This is a genomic window from Streptomyces sp. NPDC001544 (assembly GCF_042894285.1).
In the GTDB taxonomy this organism is placed as follows: domain Bacteria; phylum Actinomycetota; class Actinomycetes; order Streptomycetales; family Streptomycetaceae; genus Streptomyces.
The window spans coordinates 570,461-587,417 of record NZ_JBIAVN010000003.1 but is presented as its reverse complement, the minus strand read 5'-3'; the positions used below and the strand labels follow the sequence as shown (position 1 = coordinate 587,417).

General features: G+C 71.9%; 17 protein-coding genes. 9 read left to right on the top strand and 8 right to left on the bottom strand.

Translation table 11 applies throughout. The features are described 5' to 3' along the window. Positions 1-37: 37 nt before the first annotated feature. Together ACFY0F_RS12685 and ACFY0F_RS12680 are read right to left on the bottom strand one after the other, a co-directional pair. Complete coding sequence (locus ACFY0F_RS12685; RefSeq protein WP_388792340.1) at positions 38-1,738, bottom strand: DUF3152 domain-containing protein; 1,701 nt, start codon at positions 1,736-1,738, stop codon at positions 38-40. Positions 1,739-1,746: 8 nt separating this feature from the next. Then, positions 1,747-2,790, bottom strand: coding sequence for an alpha/beta fold hydrolase (locus ACFY0F_RS12680; RefSeq protein ID WP_388792338.1), 1,044 nt, complete (start codon positions 2,788-2,790; stop codon positions 1,747-1,749). 208 nt (positions 2,791-2,998) lie between these two features. Between ACFY0F_RS12680 and ACFY0F_RS12675 the strand changes: the two genes are divergently transcribed. The 4 genes from ACFY0F_RS12675 (at position 2,999) to ACFY0F_RS12660 (ending at position 4,903) form a co-directional block, all read left to right on the top strand. Next, complete coding sequence (locus ACFY0F_RS12675) at positions 2,999-3,226, top strand: hypothetical protein (protein ID WP_388792336.1); 228 nt, start codon at positions 2,999-3,001, stop codon at positions 3,224-3,226. 180 nt (positions 3,227-3,406) lie between these two features. Next, complete coding sequence (locus tag ACFY0F_RS12670) at positions 3,407-4,048, top strand: TetR/AcrR family transcriptional regulator (RefSeq protein ID WP_388792334.1); 642 nt, start codon at positions 3,407-3,409, stop codon at positions 4,046-4,048. 163 nt (positions 4,049-4,211) lie between these two features. Continuing rightward, the gene (locus ACFY0F_RS12665) at positions 4,212-4,439 is read left to right on the top strand and encodes a DUF3107 domain-containing protein (RefSeq protein ID WP_355936001.1); all 228 of its coding nucleotides are present in this window, start codon (positions 4,212-4,214) and stop codon (positions 4,437-4,439) included. Between the two features lie 194 nt (positions 4,440-4,633). Next, complete coding sequence (locus tag ACFY0F_RS12660; RefSeq protein WP_388792332.1) at positions 4,634-4,903, top strand: hypothetical protein; 270 nt, start codon at positions 4,634-4,636, stop codon at positions 4,901-4,903. A gap of 54 nt (positions 4,904-4,957) precedes the next feature. Here the strand turns inward: ACFY0F_RS12660 and ACFY0F_RS12655 are convergent, their stop codons facing one another. After that, complete coding sequence (locus tag ACFY0F_RS12655; protein ID WP_388792330.1) at positions 4,958-5,704, bottom strand: ferritin-like domain-containing protein; 747 nt, start codon at positions 5,702-5,704, stop codon at positions 4,958-4,960. A 491-nt stretch (positions 5,705-6,195) separates the two neighbouring features. Here ACFY0F_RS12655 and ACFY0F_RS12650 point away from each other — a divergent pair, with 491 nt between their 5' ends. Then, on the top strand, positions 6,196-8,706 hold the full coding sequence (locus ACFY0F_RS12650) for a DEAD/DEAH box helicase (protein WP_388792328.1): 2,511 nt from the start codon (positions 6,196-6,198) through the stop codon (positions 8,704-8,706). 108 nt (positions 8,707-8,814) lie between these two features. Continuing rightward, positions 8,815-9,696, top strand: a complete 882-nt coding sequence (locus ACFY0F_RS12645) for an alpha/beta fold hydrolase (protein ID WP_388792326.1) — start codon at positions 8,815-8,817, stop codon at positions 9,694-9,696. On the opposite strand, the gene ACFY0F_RS12640 is transcribed toward ACFY0F_RS12645, so the two are convergent. After that, a complete protein-coding gene (locus ACFY0F_RS12640) occupies positions 9,693-10,598 on the bottom strand; it encodes an NYN domain-containing protein (RefSeq protein WP_388792435.1) in 906 nt (301 codons plus the stop codon). The genes ACFY0F_RS12645 and ACFY0F_RS12640 overlap by 4 nt on opposite strands. 193 nt (positions 10,599-10,791) lie before the next feature. On the opposite strand from ACFY0F_RS12640, the gene ACFY0F_RS12635 reads away from it, so the two are divergent. Beyond that, on the top strand, positions 10,792-10,944 hold the full coding sequence (locus tag ACFY0F_RS12635; protein ID WP_388792325.1) for a hypothetical protein: 153 nt from the start codon (positions 10,792-10,794) through the stop codon (positions 10,942-10,944). A gap of 89 nt (positions 10,945-11,033) precedes the next feature. Here ACFY0F_RS12635 and ACFY0F_RS12630 read toward each other — a convergent pair whose 3' ends face one another. The 3 genes from ACFY0F_RS12630 to ACFY0F_RS12620 all read right to left on the bottom strand — a co-directional run bounded on the left by ACFY0F_RS12630 (position 11,034) and on the right by ACFY0F_RS12620 (position 13,338). Next, positions 11,034-11,639, bottom strand: a complete 606-nt coding sequence (locus ACFY0F_RS12630; RefSeq protein ID WP_388792323.1) for a MarC family protein — start codon at positions 11,637-11,639, stop codon at positions 11,034-11,036. 90 nt (positions 11,640-11,729) lie between these two features. Further along, entirely contained in the window at positions 11,730-12,587 is an 858-nt protein-coding gene (locus tag ACFY0F_RS12625; protein WP_388792321.1) for a PHP domain-containing protein, read from the bottom strand. Positions 12,588-12,696: 109 nt separating this feature from the next. Next, entirely contained in the window at positions 12,697-13,338 is a 642-nt protein-coding gene (locus tag ACFY0F_RS12620; RefSeq protein ID WP_388792319.1) for a DUF6758 family protein, read from the bottom strand. Positions 13,339-13,493: 155 nt separating this feature from the next. Between ACFY0F_RS12620 and ACFY0F_RS12615 the strand changes: the two genes are divergently transcribed. Next, positions 13,494-14,717: an MFS transporter gene (locus ACFY0F_RS12615; protein WP_388792317.1), complete on the top strand. Its 1,224-nt coding sequence runs from the start codon at positions 13,494-13,496 to the stop codon at positions 14,715-14,717. Between the two features lie 30 nt (positions 14,718-14,747). On the opposite strand, the gene ACFY0F_RS12610 is transcribed toward ACFY0F_RS12615, so the two are convergent. Next, positions 14,748-15,332: a suppressor of fused domain protein gene (locus ACFY0F_RS12610; RefSeq protein ID WP_388792315.1), complete on the bottom strand. Its 585-nt coding sequence runs from the start codon at positions 15,330-15,332 to the stop codon at positions 14,748-14,750. A gap of 480 nt (positions 15,333-15,812) precedes the next feature. Here ACFY0F_RS12610 and ACFY0F_RS12605 point away from each other — a divergent pair, with 480 nt between their 5' ends. After that, positions 15,813-16,931: a magnesium and cobalt transport protein CorA gene (locus ACFY0F_RS12605; RefSeq protein WP_388792313.1), complete on the top strand. Its 1,119-nt coding sequence runs from the start codon at positions 15,813-15,815 to the stop codon at positions 16,929-16,931. Positions 16,932-16,957: the final 26 nt, after the last annotated feature.

Below are 16,957 nucleotides of genomic sequence, written 5' to 3'. Positions count from 1 at the left end.
CTTTCGGCGCGTGTCAATGTGACGTAAGCGCTGCCTGTCAACTCCTCGGGTACGGCCAGGGATTGGGCAGGCAGTGGATCCCGTCGTGGTTCAGGAACTTGGTCTGCTGCTGCATCACGGGGGCCAGTTCGCCGTCCTTGTCGCAGGTGACATGGCCGTAGCCGAGCCGGTGGCCGACCTCGTGGTTGATGAGCATCTGACGGTAGGGGTGGATTTCGTCGCCGTACGTCTTCGAGCCCTGCGCCCAGCGGTAGGCGTTGATCATCACGCGTTCGGTGGCGGCCGAGTCGCAGGACACATTGTCCTCGGTGGTGTCCAGACCCGACTTGGCGCACCACTCGGCGGTGGTTCCGGGGCTGGCGAGCGTGATCACGAAGTCGGCCTTGCCGGAGCCGACGCGCTCGAAGGTGCGGGCGCCGGCGTGGGCCCAACTGCGGTCGTCGTTGAGGGTCTTCTGCACGGCCTCGGCGAAGAGCCCGCCGTCCAGGCCGAGTCCCTGCTCGATGTCGACGCGGTAGGTGTACTTCCGCCCCTTGCCGGGGGCCTTGTCCGCGCCGGGGACCGCGTCGAACTTCCCCGGGCCCCGCAGGGTGGCGCTCAGCGGGTACTTCTCGCCCATCTTCTGCGCGTACGTCAGCGGCGCCGCGCCCGGCGCCGCTGAGGTCCCGTGCGAGGCGGAGTCGCCGGCGCCGGGGGCCTGGCCGGTGGCGGCCCCGGACCCTGCGGCGGTGCCGTCCTGGCCGTGGGTGACCTGCCCGGCCACGATCACCGCGAGCACGGTGGTGACGGCGGCCGCCGCGATGCCGGCGAACGTCCGCCCCTTGGCTCCCTTCGCCTGCTTGGGCTCACCGGTCGGCGGTACGACGTCGTCCGCGTCGGCGGCCCCGGGGGCGGGGACGTACGCATCGGCGCGCTGCCTGCCGACTGCCGGCCGGGGCGTGAAGACGCCGCCGTCCTCGTCGAAGGCGTCCAGATACTCCTTCCGGGGACCACCGGGACCGCCTTGTCTCGGCACGCCGGTCCCGGGCCCGGCCGCGCCGGAACGCACGGCCCGGCCCCGGAACTCGCCCCAGCCACCGCCGGGTTCCCGCTGCTCGGGGTGCCCGCCACGAGCCTGGGGGCCGCTGTGGCCGACGGCACCGCCGGGAACCCGCTGCACACCAGCGGCCTCGGCGCCGTCCGGCAGACGCGGCACACCACGGGCGGGCGTGCCGTCGGCCGGCCGCGGAGTCCCCTTCGCCGGAGTGCCGTCGGCCGCGCGCGGCACCCCTTGAGCTGGTCCGCCACCCGGCATACGCGGCACACCGCGAGCAGGCGTGCCGTCGGGTGAACGCGGCCCACCGTGAGCAGGCGTGCCGTCGGGCGAACGCCGCACACCACGAGCAGGCGTGCCGTCGGGTGAACGCGGCACACCGCGGGCAGGCGTGCCGTCGGGTGAACGCGGCCCACCGTGAGCAGGCGTGCCGTCGGGCGGCCGCGGAGCCCCCGTCACGGGCTTGCCGTCGGGTACCCGCGGCCCTCCGTATGCCGGTCCCCCGCTCGAAGGCGCCCGGCGCTGTCCGGGCAACGGCACGGGAGCGGTGTCCGGCCGGGCCCCCGGCGTCGTCGGCCGGGCCGCGCCCGACTGGTGCCGGTCCGGCGCGGGGCCGGGCCCGGTGTCACTCCCGGCTGCGGTCTGTGCGGTTGTCTCCGCGGAGTCACCGTTGGGTGCCTTCTCGCGGCGGCTGTGGCGTCCCACGTCGCCCCTCAGCCCCCCGTACCCGTACCCGTGACGGCGCCGTCGCCCCCGGCATCCGCACCGGCGGCGCCCGCGGCGGCGCCCCGGACCGATCCCAGGTCCCCGACCTCGGCGAGCAGTTCCCGGACCGCCGTGCCCACCGTCTCCGGGTACTCCATCATCGCCACGTGCCCGGCGTCCGGCAGGGACAGCAGCCGGGAGTCACGGAAGGCACGGGCCGCCTTCTGGGCCATGCGGTAGCCGACCAGCTGGTCACGGCCGCCGTAGATCAGCAGCGTCGGGGCGAGGACCCGCTCGGCCTGGCGCCACAGACCGTGCTGGCCGCCGAGCGTGTAGGCGTTCACGATGCCGCGCGCGGAGCGCGTCATGGCGTCCCAGAAGTACGGCAGCCGCAGCCGCCGCTCGAGCTCCTCCACGGCGTGCCGGAACGCCTCGGGCGACACCCGCCCGGGGTCCCCGTAGCACAGGGCCATGACGCCGCGGACGCGCTGCTCGGCCGTCCACTCCTTGGTGAACCGGGTGAAGAGCGCGGCGACGCCGGGCACGCCCAGCAGCCCGGTCGGCACCGCGGTCCGCTGCACGCGCAGTTCGGGGAGGGCGGGCGAGACCAGGGTGAGGGTCCGTACGAGATCGGGCCGGACGGCGGCCACGCGCGTGGCGACCGCGCCGCCCAGGGAGTTGCCGAAGAGGTGGACGGGACCGCGCCCGGACGCGTCGAGATGGCGGATCACCGCGCGCGCGTGGGCGGTGACGGAGTAGTCGCCGTCGTCCGGCGGCGGGGAGTCCCCGAAGCCCGGCAGGTCGACCGCCTCGCCGTCGAGGACGCCGTCGAGCTCGAGCATCAGGGCCGACCAGTTCTGCGAGGAACCGCCGAGCCCGTGGACGTAGAGCGCGGGCGGCAGCCCCTCGCGCGCGGGCGGCCGTGACCGGACGCTCAGCGTGACCCCCGGCAGTCTCACCGACCTGAGCCGCTCGCCCTCCGCGACCCTGACGGGCGACACCCTCGGGAGGACGCTCGCGGCCGGGACGGACGGCAATTCGGTCGAAGACATGCAGCAATGTTACGAGACGATCACGTAGTGGTTCATGTGTTCGCCGTCACAGAGTGGAACGTTCCTCTCCGGTCAGTCACTGGTGAGCCGCACAACGATCGGCGGCACACGGCATAGCGCCCACATCGGGTGTCTCCTACGCTCTTACACAGGGCACCCGCATGTGGCCCCTGCTGATTCCAGGGACGTTCGAGGAAGGGAGCCCACCATGGCCTATGACCCCACCGATCCCGAGACGTTCGAGGATCACGAGGCCGAGAACGGCCTCACGGAGATCGACGTCGAGGCCCCCGAGGTCGACGCCGCCGAGCAGCACGCGGACATCGCCCCCGCCCACGACGACCCCCTCACCGGTGTGGACCCGGACCGCGCCAGCGAGGCGGATCTCGTCGAACAGGCACGGGTCGTCTCCCTCGACGAGGACGACTACCGCTGACCGGCGGCCGGCCGTCGGCGCCCCGGTCCACGGCGAGCTGCCCGGTTCAGGGGGGTCCGTACGTCTTTCGCCGGCGTCCGGTACGTGAAATTCTGCGCTCTCACCGCGCACAGCACGGTTACCGAAAAGTACGATGGCCGCGCGGCGCACACCGCATGTGGACGTGATTTTGGAGGCGGCGTGACAGCCATCGAGCAGACAGAGGCGGCACGCCCGCGGGGCACCCGCCTGCCGCGCCGTGCCCGCCGGAACCAGCTCCTGGGCGCCGCCCAGGAGGTCTTCGTGGCGCAGGGGTACCACGCGGCCGCCATGGACGACATCGCCGAGCGCGCCGGGGTCAGCAAGCCGGTGCTCTACCAGCACTTCCCGGGCAAGCTCGACCTCTATCTCGCCCTGCTGGACCAGCACTGCGAGTCGCTGATCCAGTCCGTGCGGAACGCGCTGGCGTCGACGACCGACAACAAGCAGCGCGTCCGGGCGACGATGGACGCCTACTTCGCGTACGTGGAGGACGACGGCGGCGCCTTCCGCCTGGTCTTCGAGTCGGACCTGACGAACGAGCCCGCGGTACGCGAGCGCGTCGACAAGGTCACGAACGAGTGCGCCGAGGCGATCTGCGACGTCATCGCCGAGGACACCGGCCTGTCGCGTCCCGAGTCGATGCTGCTGGCCTCCGGTCTCGGCGGCCTCGCCCAGGTGGTGGCACGCTCCTGGCTGCACAGCGACCGCAGCGTCCCGCGCGATCAGGCGGTGCAGCTGCTGACCTCGCTGGCCTGGCGGGGCATCGCGGGCTTCCCGCTGCACGGCATCGAGCACCACTAGGACCACGCGCCCCCTCGGCACCACACGCTTCGGGGCGTCTGTTCGCGCGTGCTGTTCGCTCCTGGCGTTCTCGCGCGAAGCATGCGGGTCCCCTCACCGGGCTAATGTGTGCTGGTACGGCGCGGAAGGTCGCGCACTCACTGACCGTCGGAGGGACATAGCCGTGGAGGTCAAGATCGGCGTGCAGCACGCGCCCCGCGAGATCGTTCTGGAGAGCGGTCAGAGCGCGGAGGAGGTCGAGCGCGTGGTGGCCGAGGCGCTGGCCGGGAAGACGCAGCTGCTGAGCCTCGAGGACGAGAAGGGCCGCAAGGTCCTGGTCCCGGCGGACCGTCTCGCGTACGTGGAGCTCGGCGAGCCGACGGTCCGCAAGGTGGGTTTCGGCCCGCTGTAGTCCGTACGCGCGAGACGTCCTGAGCGCAGTGTGAAGGGCCCGGTGGCCGGTCGCCGCCGGGCCCTTCACCATGTCCGCGCACGGGCCCACGAGCCTGCACAGGACGCACCCAGGGAGGATTGCATTCCGCAGGTCACGGGTATGACGGGCTACGACCGTGAAGCGCAGCCGGCCGCGTGGGAGGGACCCCCGTCATGTTCTTGGAAGCTCTCGGCTCCGCCCTGATCGGTCTGGGACTCGCCTGGGCCGCGGCGCACCGGCTGGCGCACCGGCTTCCGGCCCGCGCCCTGGTGTTCGGCACGGGCGTCGCCGGAGCCCTCTTCGGTGACTTCGTCACGCACAGCGCGCTGGGCACCGGCATCGTCCTGCCGAGCCTGCTCGGTGCGGCGGTCGTCTCCGCGGCCTCGCTTTCGCTGCTGCTGCGGCCGGCGGGCCGCCTGCGCCGACGATCGGCGCCGGCGTAGCCGGCGACCGGGGGCGCGGCCACCGGCAGGGCCGGGGCCGCTGCCTACGAAGTGCTAGGCCGCCAGGCCCAGCGCCGCCATCCGCTTGGTGTGGCCCTCGGTGATGCGGGAGAACATCTTGCCGACCTCGGCTAGGTCGAAGCCGTCCGCGACACCGCCGACCAGCATCGTGGACAGCGCGTCCCGGTCGGCGACGACCCGCTGGGACTGGGACAGGGCCTCGCCCATCAGACGCCTCGCCCACAGGGCGAGCCGCCCGCCGACGCGCGGGTCGGCGTCGATCGCGGCGCGCACCTTCTCCACCGCGAAGCCGGCGTGCCCGGTGTCGTCGAGGACGGCCAGCACCAGCTCACGGGTGTCGGAGTCGAGGCGGGCCGCGACCTCACGGTAGAAGTCGCTGGCGATCGAGTCGCCGACGTACGCCTTGACCAGGCCCTCCAGCCAGTCGGAGGGCGCGGTCTGCTTGTGGAAGCCGTCCAGTGCCGCGACGAACGGCTCCATGGCCTGGGTCGGCTCCGCGCCGATCTCCGTGAGCCGGTTCCGCAGCCGCTCGAAGTGGTGGAACTCCGCCGACGCCATCTTCGCCAGCTCCGCCTTGTCCTCCAGGGTGGGCGCCAGCTTGGCGTCCTCCGCGAGCCGCTCGAACGCCGCGAGCTCTCCGTAGGCGAGCGCGCCGAGCAGGTCCACGACCGCGGCGCGGTACTGCGGGTCGGCTGAGGCCTTGGCCCAGTCCTGGGCGGCGACCCCGGTGTGTTCGGCGGTGGCGTTGTCAGGCTTGTCAGAGCTCGTCATGAAGCGCACAATAACCCGCTCGCCGCCCCTCGGAAGCCCCTGGTCAACCAGTGTGACGACGACGACGTGACCGAATCGGCCATCGCATGTGCGCGAATCCGGGGTATGGTGGTAATGCGCCTGCTGGATACGCCGACCTTTCTCGACGTACCTCGACAGGCCGCACGCATGAGGATGCCCGGTCGGTGGCCCGATCGGCTCCGACCCGACAGCCCTCCCGGCCGTACAGCTCGACGCTTACGACAACCGGAGGGACCCTCAAGCGGTTCGAGCGCTAGAGCGTCGGCAGAGGTCCCGTGCCACGGCTTGCCCATGGCGGTTCGCCCGTACGGCAGCCGACGTCCCCGGCACGGTCCGACACGACCCCCGCGCTCGCCTCGCGCCGCACACACAGAAGAGGCAGCACCCTGACTACGACGTTTCGTGAACTCGGAATCCTTCCCGAGACCGCCGAGGCCCTGGAGGCCGTCGGCATCACCGCTCCCTTCCCCATCCAGGAGATGACGCTCCCCGTGGCCCTTTCGGGCACGGACGTCATCGGCCAGGCCAAGACCGGCACCGGCAAGACGCTGGGCTTCGGCCTTCCGCTCCTCGAGCGCGTCACCGTCCCCGCCGACGTCGAGGCCGGACGCGCCGCCCCGGAGGCCCTCACCGACGCCCCGCAGGCGCTCGTCGTCGTCCCCACGCGCGAGTTGTGCACCCAGGTCACCAACGACCTGCTGACCGCGGGCAAGGTGCGCAACGTGCGCGTCCTCGCGATCTACGGCGGCCGGGCCTACGAGCCCCAGGTGGAGGCCCTCAAGAAGGGCGTCGACGTGGTCGTCGGCACCCCGGGCCGGCTGCTGGACCTGGCCGGGCAGCGCAAGCTCGACCTGAAGCACATCAAGAGCCTGGTCCTGGACGAGGCCGACGAGATGCTCGACCTGGGCTTCCTGCCCGACGTCGAGAAGATCATCAACATGCTTCCGGTCAAGCGCCAGACCATGCTCTTCTCGGCCACCATGCCGGGCGCGGTCATCGGTCTCGCGCGCCGGTACATGTCCCAGCCCACCCACATCCGCGCCACCGCGCCGGACGACACGGGTGCGACCGTCGCGAACACCAAGCAGTTCGTCTACCGCGCGCACTCCATGGACAAGCCGGAGATGGTCGCCCGCATCCTGCAGGCCGAGGGCCGCGGGCTGGCGATGATCTTCTGCCGCACCAAGCGCACGGCGGCCGACATCGCCGAGCAGCTGCAGCACCGCGGGTTCGCCTCCGGCGCGGTCCACGGCGACCTCGGCCAGGGCGCCCGCGAGCAGGCGCTACGCGCGTTCCGCAACGGCAAGGTGGACGTCCTCGTCTGCACCGACGTCGCCGCGCGCGGCATCGACGTCGAGGGCGTCACCCACGTCATCAACTACCAGTCCCCCGAGGACGAGAAGACGTACCTGCACCGCATCGGCCGTACGGGCCGCGCGGGCGCGAAGGGTACGGCGATCACGTTCGTCGACTGGGACGACATCCCCCGCTGGCAGCTGATCAACAAGGCGCTGGAGCTCGACTTCAACGACCCGGCGGAGACCTACTCGAGCTCCCCGCACCTGTTCTCGGACCTCGGTATCCCCGAGGGCACCAAGGGCACCCTGCCGCGCTCGGAGCGTACGCGCGCCGGGCTGGCCGCGGAGGAGCTGGAGGACCTGGGCGAGACCGGCGGCCGCGGTGGACGTGGTCGCGGTGGCCGGGGCGGTCGCGGTGACTCCCGCGACGGCCAGGCCCGCACGGCCGAGCGCGAGCGTCCGGCGCGTACGCCGCGCCGACGCCGCCGCACGCGCGGTGGCACCGCGCTGGAGTCCGCGCCCGGTACGGCGCCGGTCGAGTCCGCGTCGCCGGCCGCCGAGGCGGTCACGGCGGAGGAGACGACCGCGCCGCGCACGCTGCGCCGCCGTCGCCGTACCCGCGGCGGGGCCGCGGCCGAGGCGGCACCGGCCGTCGAGACGCCGGCGACCGAGTCCGCCCCGGCCGCTGAGGCCGCCGTCGCGACGGCGGAGGGCGAGGCCACGGCCGACGCCGCCGAGAAGCCGCGCCGCCGCCGCACCCGCAAGTCGGCGGAACCGGTCGTGGCACCGGCCGAGGAGGCACCGGCGGTCGAGGCCCAGGTGACCCCCGTCGTGGAGACGCCGGAGGAGAAGCCGCGCCGCCGCACCCGCAAGACGGCGGCTTCCGCCGGGGCAGCGGTCGACACGGCCGAGACCACGGAGGCCAAGCCGACGGCACGCCGCACCCGCAAGACCGCGGCCGCCGCCGAGACCGTGGTCGACACGGCCGAGGCCGAGGCCAAGCCCCGCCGACGCACCCGCAAGGCGGCCGAAGCAGCGGTCGACACCGCCGAGGCCACGGAGGTCAAGCCGACGGCACGCCGCACCCGCAAGACCGCGGCGACCACCCCCGGGGCACCCGCCGAAGCCGAGGCCAAGCCGACGGCACGCCGCACCCGCAAGACCGCGGCTCCCGCCGAGACCGCGGCCGACACGGCCGAAGCCACCGAGGCCAAGCCGACGGCACGCCGCACCCGCAAGACCGCGGCCGCCGCCGAGACCGCGGCCGACACTGCCGAGGCCACGGAGGCCAAGCCCCGTCGCACCCGCAAGACCGCGGCAACCGCCCCCGAGGCACCCGCCGAAGCCAAGCCCACGGCACGCCGCACCCGCAAGACCGCGGCTCCCGCCGAGACCGCGGCCGACACGGCCGAGGCCACGGAGGCCAAGCCCCGCCGCACCCGCAAGACCGCGGCAACCGCCCCCGAGGCACCCGCCGAAGCCGAAGCCGAGGCCAAGCCCACGGCTCGCCGCACCCGCAAGACCGCGGCCGTCGCCGAGATCCCGGCGCAGGCCAGCGACGAGCCGGAGGTCAAGCCGCGGCGCCGTACCCGCAAGACGGCCGAGGCGGCGGTCGACGCGGCCGAGGTCGCGGAGCCGAAGCCCCGCCGGACCCGCAAGGCGACGGCGGCCGTGGAGGCCCCGGAGGCCTGACCGGCCCCGCAAAGCGGCAAGCGACGCAGTGACCGACGGCCCGGCCCACCTCGTGTGGGCCGGGCCGTCGGCGTACCGCCCTTCTCCCGCTCCCGATAGCCTCTGCGCATGAGTCAGCCGCCCACCTTCGCCCCGCCTCCTGGCGCCCGCGCGTACGCGCTGCGCACCGCCCGCGGTGAGTTCGCCGTCGTCGACATGCCCGTGGTCGCCGGTGTCGAGCCCAAGGGGGTCGCGCTGCTGGTTCCCGGGTTCACCGGCAGCAAGGAGGACTTCAACCCGCTGCAGGTGCCGCTCGCGGAGCGCGGGTACCGGACGGTCGCCGTCGACGGCCGCGGCCAGTTCGAGTCCGACGGGCCGGAGCACGAGGAGTCCGCCTACGCACAGGAGGAGTTGGCGCGGGACGTGCTGGCGCAGGCCGAGGCGCTCGGTACGCCGGTGCACCTGCTGGGGCACTCCCTGGGCGGGCAGATCTCCCGCGCGGCCGTCCTCGTCGACCACTCCCCCTTCCGCTCGCTCACCCTGATGGCGTCGGGGCCGGCGCAGATCTCCGTCGGCCAGCAGCAGCGCGTGAAGCTGCTGCGGGACGCGCTCGCCGTGATGACGATGGCTCAGGTGTGGGACGCGATCCAGGCGATGGAGCTGCCCGAGGGGACCGACGCCGGCGAGCTCGACGGCGGTCTCGACGACCGGGCGGACCTGCGGCGGCGCTGGCTGGGCAACAAGCCGGCCCAGCTCATCGCCACCGGGCGCCAGTTGTGCACCGAGCCGGACCGGGTCGCCGAGCTGGCCGCCGTGCCGCTGCCCTGCCATGTGCTGTCCGGCGCGGTCGACGACACCTGGCCGGTGCCGCTCCTGGACGAGATGGCCGTACGGCTCGGCGCCCACCGCACGGTCATCGAGGGCGCGGAACACTCGCCCAACACCGACCAGCCGCTCGCCACGGCCCGTGCGATCGCCGGCTTCTGGGACGGGTCCGGCTCCCCCGCCTAGTACTGCGTCTGCAGGTGCTCCCAGAAGCCGTCCCGCAGGGCGCGGCGCAGGTCGGCCTGGCCGCGCAGGGAGTACTGGAGGATGCCCTCGGCCTCGACGAGGAGGTCCTGGTCCACGGAGCCGGGCAGGTAGGGGTGGCCGGGCAGCAGCTCCACCAGGGCGTCCCGGCCCCGGGCGGCGAGCCACTTCGCCGCGATCTGGGCGCCGGTGAACCGGACGTCGTCGCGGGTGGGCCGGGCGGCGGCGGACACGTCGTAGGCGGGGGCGGTGCGCCGGGACACGTACGGCTTGAAGAACTCGAGGTCGAAGGTGCGCTGGCTGTCGACCTCCCAGAGCAGCGGTTCGGCCTGGTTGCGGCCCTCGGGGGCCTCGATGCCCCAGAGATGGACGCGGGCGCCGTACCCCTGCGCCGCCTCCACGGCCGACACGAGGTCCTCGTCGCCGCCGAGGAGGGCGGCGTCGCTGATCGCCCGGTGCCGGGCGAGGGACTCCAGGTCGGAGCGGATGAGTGAGTCGACGCCCTTCTGCTGGTTGTTGGCGTTGAGGTTGCCCAGGCGCACCTTGACGTCGGGCAGTTCGGCGATGGACTGCTGCTCGGCGGTGTGGATGCGGCGCCGGGCGCCGTCGTACCAGTAGACGCGCAGCAGCCTGCTGTCCGCGAAGATGCTGCGGGCGCGGTCGATCAGCGCGTCGATCAGGCCCTCGGCGTCGAGGTCGAAGGCGCGACGGTCCTCGGTCCCGGCCACCAGCCGGCCGGCGGCCGCGTAGAGATAGCCCGCGTCGACGAAGATCGCATGGGTCGAGGGCGTCTTCGCCACTTCGAGCAGCATGCGCTCGAGCAGTTCGTTGGTCCGGTCGATGCGCGCGCGCAGGGCCGAGAGGTCGTCGTTCATCGACTCCATTGTCCCGGCGGTCACGCTGCGAACACAACTGGTCCCGGTCAGTCTCGTGAACCGGCCTTACCGGTCAGTAGTTAGCCGTTCGAAAAATTTTATTAGCGTAGGGAATGTTTGTAACACACAGCTCGTTGAATACGTATGTCACGACGACACCAGTAGTTCTCCGCAGGAGGATGACCAGACGAAGGGAGAAGCCATGCGCTTCGAGATCATGCGACTCGACGAGGTCGACGGCACCACCGTGGACAGCACCGTCGTGGACGCCGCCTCCGTCAACCGGATCGTGCAGCAGGCCGCGGCCATCGGGCAGCGACTGTGGATCCGACCGGCCGAGACCTCGGCCTCATAACAGACGCGGATCACCGCAGAAGCTTCAGAGCCCCCGTACGGCAACGCTGCCGTACGGGGGCTCTGCGCATCGGTGGCCGTACGAGCGGCTCAGGCGCCCTTGATCACCTGGGTGACGCCGTTGATGATCTGCTGCACCGCGATCGCGGACAGCATCATGCCCGCGAGCCGCGTCACCAGGACGACGCCGCCGTCCTTGATGACCCGGATGATCAGCAGCGAGTAGCGCATCACCAGCCACAGCACGACATGGATCGCGAGTATCGCGGACCACACGGACACCTGGGCGGCGACACCGCCGGCCTTCTGCACGGCCAGGATCACGGACACGATGGCCCCCGGGCCCGCCAGCAGCGGCATGCCCAGCGGAACCAGGGCGACGTTGACGTCCTTGGTCTGCTTGGGCTCGTCCGTCTTGCCGGTGAGCAGGTCCAGCGCGATCAGCAGGAGCAGCAGCCCGCCCGCGATCATCAGCGCGGGGACGGATACGTGCAGGTAGTCCAGGATCTGGTGGCCCAGGACGCCGAACACGGCGATGACTCCGCCGGCCACACAGACCGCTTGGAAGGCCATCCGCTTCTGCACCTTGGCGGGGCGTCCGGCGGTAAGGGCCAGGAAGATCGGGGTGATCCCAGGGGGGTCCATGATGACAAAAAGGGTCAGGAACAGGGAGCCGAAGACGGCGACGTCGAACATGGGTGAGGAACAGGCCTTGCTGGAGGAAGGGGGAAGGGGAAGCGGGGAGGGGAAAGGAAAGGGGGACGAACGTGAAGGGGTGGGCCGAGCTCAGGCTCCGCCGGCGCCCGGCACCGGGAACGCCCCCGTGGCACGTCGCGTGATCTCCCCGTACACCTCGGGGTCCGTCGTGTACTCGCCGAGCGCCACCGTCTTGCGGCTGCCGTGGTAGTCCGACGACCCCGTGACCAGCAGCCCCAGTTCCTTCGCCAGCCCGCGCAGCCGCGTCCGGGCGTCGGTGTCGTGGTCCATGTGGTCGACCTCGATGCCGTCCAGGCCGGCCGCGGCCATGTCGGCGATCCGGGCCTCGGGCACCGTGCGGCCCCGCTTGGCGGCGGCCGGGTGGGCGAAGACGCAGACTCCGCCGGCACCCTTGACCAGGCAGATCGCCTCGAAGGGGTCGGTCTCGTGCTTCTCGACGAACGCCCGGCCGCCGTCGGCCAGCCACTGGTCGGTGAACGCGTCGCTCACCGTGGGTACGACACCCAGCTCGACGAGCGCGGAGGCGACGTGCGGGCGCCCGACCGAGCCGTTCCCGGCGATGCGCCGGACCTGCTCCCAGGTGACCGGCACGCCCAGCTCGTTCAGCTTGGCGACCATGCCCTTGGCCCGGGGCACCCGGTCGTCCCGGACCAGCTCGCGCTCGGCGAGCAGGGCGGGCTCCTCGGGGTCGAAGAGGTAGGCCAGCATGTGCATGGAGATGCCGTCGACCCGGCAGGAGAGCTCGGCGCCGGTGACCAGGGTGAGGCCCGCGGGCAGTGCGGCGATCGCCTCGGCGTGGCCGCGGGTGGTGTCGTGGTCGGTCAGCGCGACCACGTCCAGGCCGGCCGCGGCGGCGTTCCCCACCAGTTCGGCCGGGGTGTCCGTACCGTCGGAGGCCGTGGAGTGGCAGTGCAGGTCGATGCGCACGACGCGGGCTCCAGGCGGGGGCGGTTCGGAAGGGGACACCTAAGGATAGCGGCACCGAGCGGCCCTCTGGTCACACCCGCAGCCCCGCTGCGCCCCCTACAGCCGGTGCTCAGGGTTCCAGCAGTCGCGGGGACAGCGCCCCGCACGGCACCAGGTCCAGCTCCGCCCCGGCGTCCCGCAGATCCGTCAGCACCAGCTCGTCGTACATCAGCAGTCCGGTCGTCTCCGGCCACACCACCGCCCACAGCCACAGCCCCAGCGCCTCACCCGCGAAGACGGCGCGGTCGTCGGGAGTGCGGTAGACGTGCCAGAGCGGGGTCGGACGGCCGGCGGCGAGGACCTTGGCCTGGGGCGGCTTCTCGACGTTCATGTAGGGCCCCGGGTCGGGGGCGTCGATGCCCGCATAGCGCGCGCCGAGGCCGACGCCGAGCTCCTCGGCCACCAGGATCAGCTCACCGACGCCGCCGAGGGGGCCGGGTCCGGAGCAGGCGACCGCGGCGGCACGGCCACCGCTGCGGTCGTCACCCGCGTACCGCACGCCCGTGAACAGCCAGCCGACCGGCAGCGGCCACGGCATCCACACCGGCACCTGCGTGCGGCGCACCACCACGCCGAGGGCCTCGACGCTGGGCGGGATCACGGGCTGCAGGGGGTACACCGACCCGTGCACATCGCACTGCCAGGCATCGGCGAAGAGACCGGGAGCCCTGACCCGGCCACCACACTTCGGGCAACTGGGTTCGCCCCTCATAGGGCTCCACGGTCCTACCCCTGCTGCCTCACGTCAAGGACGATCACCCGTCCGGCGCGAATCGCCTGACCGGCAAGACTTAGATGTATCTTGCATTAATTAGCAACCCTAACCTATTATGTGTAAATACCAACTATCCGATGGGAGAGAAAGGCATGGACACCCTCGATGCGGGAGCCGGCGGGCTCCTGCGGCAGCCCAAGGCGGTCTGGGCGACGGCCGGCGCGTCCGTCGTCGCCTTCATGGGAATCGGTCTGGTCGACCCGATCCTGCCGTCCATCGCCCAGGGCCTGAACGCCACCCCCGGCCAGGTCTCCCTGCTCTTCACCTCGTACTTCCTGATCACCGCCGTGGCGATGCTGCTCACCGGCTTCGTCTCCAGCCGCATCGGCGGCCGCGGGACCCTGCTGCTCGGCCTGGCCTTCGTGGTGGTCTTCGCCGCCCTCGCCGGCACGTCGGGCTCGGTCGCCGAGCTCGTCGGGTTCCGGGCCGGCTGGGGACTGGGCAACGCCCTGTTCGTGTCGACGGCCCTCGCGGTCATCGTCGGCGCGGCGGCCGGAGGCAGCGCTGCGGCGATCCTGCTGTACGAGTCCGCCCTCGGCCTCGGCATGGCCTGCGGCCCGCTGCTGGGCGCGGCGCTCGGCAACGCGAGCTGGCGCTACCCGTTCTTCGGCACGGCCGCGCTGATGGCGATCGGCTTCCTGTGCATCACGGCGTTCCTGAAGGAGCAGCCGAAGCCCGCACGGAAGACCTCGCTGCTCGACCCGCTCAAGGCGCTCGGCCACGGCGGTCTGGCCACGGCGGCGGCCTCGGCCTTCTTCTACAACTACACGTTCTTCACCGTGCTGGCCTTCACGCCGTTCGTGCTGAACATGACCCCGTACCGCTCGGGCGCGGTGTTCTTCGCCTGGGGCCTGCTGCTCGCCGTCTTCTCGGTGCTCGTCGCACCACGCCTGCAGGAGCGGTTCGGCTCGCTCAAGGTGCTCGGCGGCTCGCTGGTGCTGCTCGCGGCGGACGTCCTCGTCCTCGGCTACGGCGGCCACACCGCCGCCATCGTCTGCACGATCCTGTCCGGCGCCTTCATCGGCCTGAACAACACGGTGTACACCGAGCTGGCCCTGGGCGTGTCGGACGCGCCGCGCCCGGTGGCGAGCGCGGGCTACAACTTCGTACGGTGGTTCGCGGCCGCGGCGGCGCCCTACTTCGCGCCGAAGATCGAGGAGTGGACCGACATCCACATCCCGTTCCTGGCCGCGGCGGTCACCGCGGTGCTGGCCGCGCTGGTCGTCCTCGTACGACGGGGCGCCCTCACCCACGAGGCGGAAGAACTGCAGCCGCGGCACGCCACCGAGGACAGCGTCACCGTCTTCGCCAACTGAGCGTCCGCCGACGGGACTTGGTGAGCTTGCTCACTCCAGGGGGACGGACCTGCGGGAAGGATCCCGCAGGTCCGTCCCGTTCGTCAGCCAGCGCTCCTGGAGGGCCTGCGCACCGTGCACCCGCTTCCAGGCGGCCTCGTTCGGGGTCATCGGCAGCAGCGGCAGGAACCGCACCGGGTCCAGCGGCTCGTCGAGCCGCAGGTCCTCGACCAGACCGCCCGGCTCACCGACCAGCACCGAGGTGAAGGGGGCACCGGGCCACAGCGGCTCACCCACGTCCAGGGAGGCGCCCGGGGCCACCACCACGCCCTCCACCTGCGGGGACGCGGCGAGCACCGCCAGCGGACGGAGCACCTTGTCGGTTTCCGCCACGCCCGCCCGCACGGACAGGACCAGCTCGGCGCGGGGGCCCTTCACGGGGTCGGCCAGCACCGCCGTGGGGTCCGTCATGGGGTGCGCGGACATGCCCAGCGTGGCGTAGCGGACGACGTCCCCCTCCTGGAAGCGGAGCACCTCGATGCGGTCCGTGCCGAGAAAGGTGACCGCGGCGCGCGCGTCCGGTTCACCCAGCGCGGTGCTCAACCGTGCCTCGACCAGAGGAAGAACATCAACCATGCGGTGAGCATAGAACTCGTCAGCAGCGGGCAAAGCGGCGCCTTGACACTTCGGGCGACTGATACTCTGAGCCGGTGGTTCGGGGCAGCACGCAGAAGCGTGGCTATCGGGTCCCGACGCCGACGAGACTCCCTTACGAGGGACCGGCCGGAGGAGGTGGGGCTGTCATGGATCGAAGTCGACCGTGCAGTACCACTCGCTCTTCCGGCTGCTGATTCTGTTTCTGGCTGGCTGCCGCCTTCACGTTCGCGTCGTCGTTCGGTCGTCGTTCGGCCGTCGTTCGGAAGAGCACTTCGTTCGCTTTGCCTGATCTGCCTGATCTCCATCAGTTCTGCATCAGTAGCGAAGACGCCACCGCGACGGTGCGGTGCTCCCCGCTTTGTGGACGTGCCAAACATCCGCGGTGAAAACGTCCTCATTCCGGGTAGTTCCACCCGCCGCCGGCGGTCTTTCGTTGCTCGCCCGCGAAGGAGCCTGCCCATGTCGATGATCCGCGATCTGCGTGCCGTCGTCCGCCCCTCCCGCGTCTCGCTGCGCAAGGAAGCCGGCGTGTACGACACCACCCGTGACCCCGCCACGCCGTCGGCCGTCGTCGACTGCGCCGTCTACCGCGACGGTTCCCGCGTGGACTTCGGCAAGTCGCCGACGCCGCAGGAGGCGATGCGCCAGGTGCGGCGCGACGGGGGCTTCGTGTGGATCGGGCTGCACGAGCCGACCGAGGCCGAATTCGCCGGTATCGCCACCGAGTTCGGGCTGCACCCGCTGGCCGTCGAGGACGCCGTGCAGGCGCACCAGCGGCCCAAGCTGGAGCGCTACGACGACTCGCTCTTCACCGTCTTCAAGACCATCCACTACGTCGAGCACGACCGGCTCACCGGCGACAGCGAGGTCGTGGAGACCGGCGAGGTCATGTGCTTCACCGGCCGGGACTTCTTCATCACCGTCCGGCACGGCGGCCAGGGCTCGCTGCGGGCCCTGCGGCACCGGCTGCAGGACGACCCCGAGCTGCTCGCCAAGGGCCCCTCGGCGGTGCTGCACGCCATCGCCGACCACGTCGTCGACGGGTACATCGCGGTGGCCGACGCCGTGCAGGACGACATCGACGAGGTGGAGACCGAGGTCTTCTCGCCCGGCCGCAAGGGCGGGGTGTCGCGCGGTGTGGACTCGGCCCGGATCTACCAACTCAAGCGTGAGGTACTGGAGTTCAAGCGCGCGGTGTCGCCGCTGCTGCGGCCCCTGCAGTTGCTGAGCGAGCGGCCGATGCGGCTGGTCGACCCCGACATCCAGAAGTACTTCCGGGACGTCGCCGACCACCTCGCCCGGGTGCAGGAGCAGGTGCTGGGCTTCGACGAGCTGCTGAACTCCATCCTGCAGGCCAACCTCGCGCAGGCGTCCGTCGCGCAGAACGAGGACATGCGGAAGATCACGGCCTGGGCCGCGATCATCGCCGTGCCGACGATGGTGTGCGGGGTGTACGGCATGAACTTCACGTACATGCCCGAGCTGCACTGGAAGTACGGCTACCCGGTGATCATGGGCATCACGGTGGTCATCTGCCTCGGCATCCACCGCACCCTGAAGCGCAACGGCTGGCTGTAGGGCCGCCTGTCGACGCCTGGTTAGGC

What these genes read in the sequence shown, in the direction of transcription:
- ACFY0F_RS12680 (WP_388792338.1), bottom strand. Translation starts at nt 2,790, where the DNA reads ATGTCTTCGACCGAATTGCCGTCCGTCCCGGCCGCGAGCGTCCTCCCG.
- ACFY0F_RS12675 (WP_388792336.1), top strand. Translation starts at nt 2,999, where the DNA reads ATGGCCTATGACCCCACCGATCCCGAGACGTTCGAGGATCACGAGGCC.
- ACFY0F_RS12660 (WP_388792332.1), top strand. Translation starts at nt 4,634, where the DNA reads ATGTTCTTGGAAGCTCTCGGCTCCGCCCTGATCGGTCTGGGACTCGCC.
- ACFY0F_RS12650 (WP_388792328.1), top strand. Translation starts at nt 6,196, where the DNA reads ATGACGCTCCCCGTGGCCCTTTCGGGCACGGACGTCATCGGCCAGGCC.
- ACFY0F_RS12645 (WP_388792326.1), top strand. Translation starts at nt 8,815, where the DNA reads ATGAGTCAGCCGCCCACCTTCGCCCCGCCTCCTGGCGCCCGCGCGTAC.
- ACFY0F_RS12640 (WP_388792435.1), bottom strand. Translation starts at nt 10,598, where the DNA reads ATGGAGTCGATGAACGACGACCTCTCGGCCCTGCGCGCGCGCATCGAC.
- ACFY0F_RS12635 (WP_388792325.1), top strand. Translation starts at nt 10,792, where the DNA reads ATGCGCTTCGAGATCATGCGACTCGACGAGGTCGACGGCACCACCGTG.
- ACFY0F_RS12630 (WP_388792323.1), bottom strand. Translation starts at nt 11,639, where the DNA reads ATGTTCGACGTCGCCGTCTTCGGCTCCCTGTTCCTGACCCTTTTTGTC.
- ACFY0F_RS12620 (WP_388792319.1), bottom strand. Translation starts at nt 13,338, where the DNA reads ATGAGGGGCGAACCCAGTTGCCCGAAGTGTGGTGGCCGGGTCAGGGCT.
- ACFY0F_RS12615 (WP_388792317.1), top strand. Translation starts at nt 13,494, where the DNA reads ATGGACACCCTCGATGCGGGAGCCGGCGGGCTCCTGCGGCAGCCCAAG.
- ACFY0F_RS12610 (WP_388792315.1), bottom strand. Translation starts at nt 15,332, where the DNA reads ATGGTTGATGTTCTTCCTCTGGTCGAGGCACGGTTGAGCACCGCGCTG.
- ACFY0F_RS12605 (WP_388792313.1), top strand. Translation starts at nt 15,813, where the DNA reads ATGTCGATGATCCGCGATCTGCGTGCCGTCGTCCGCCCCTCCCGCGTC.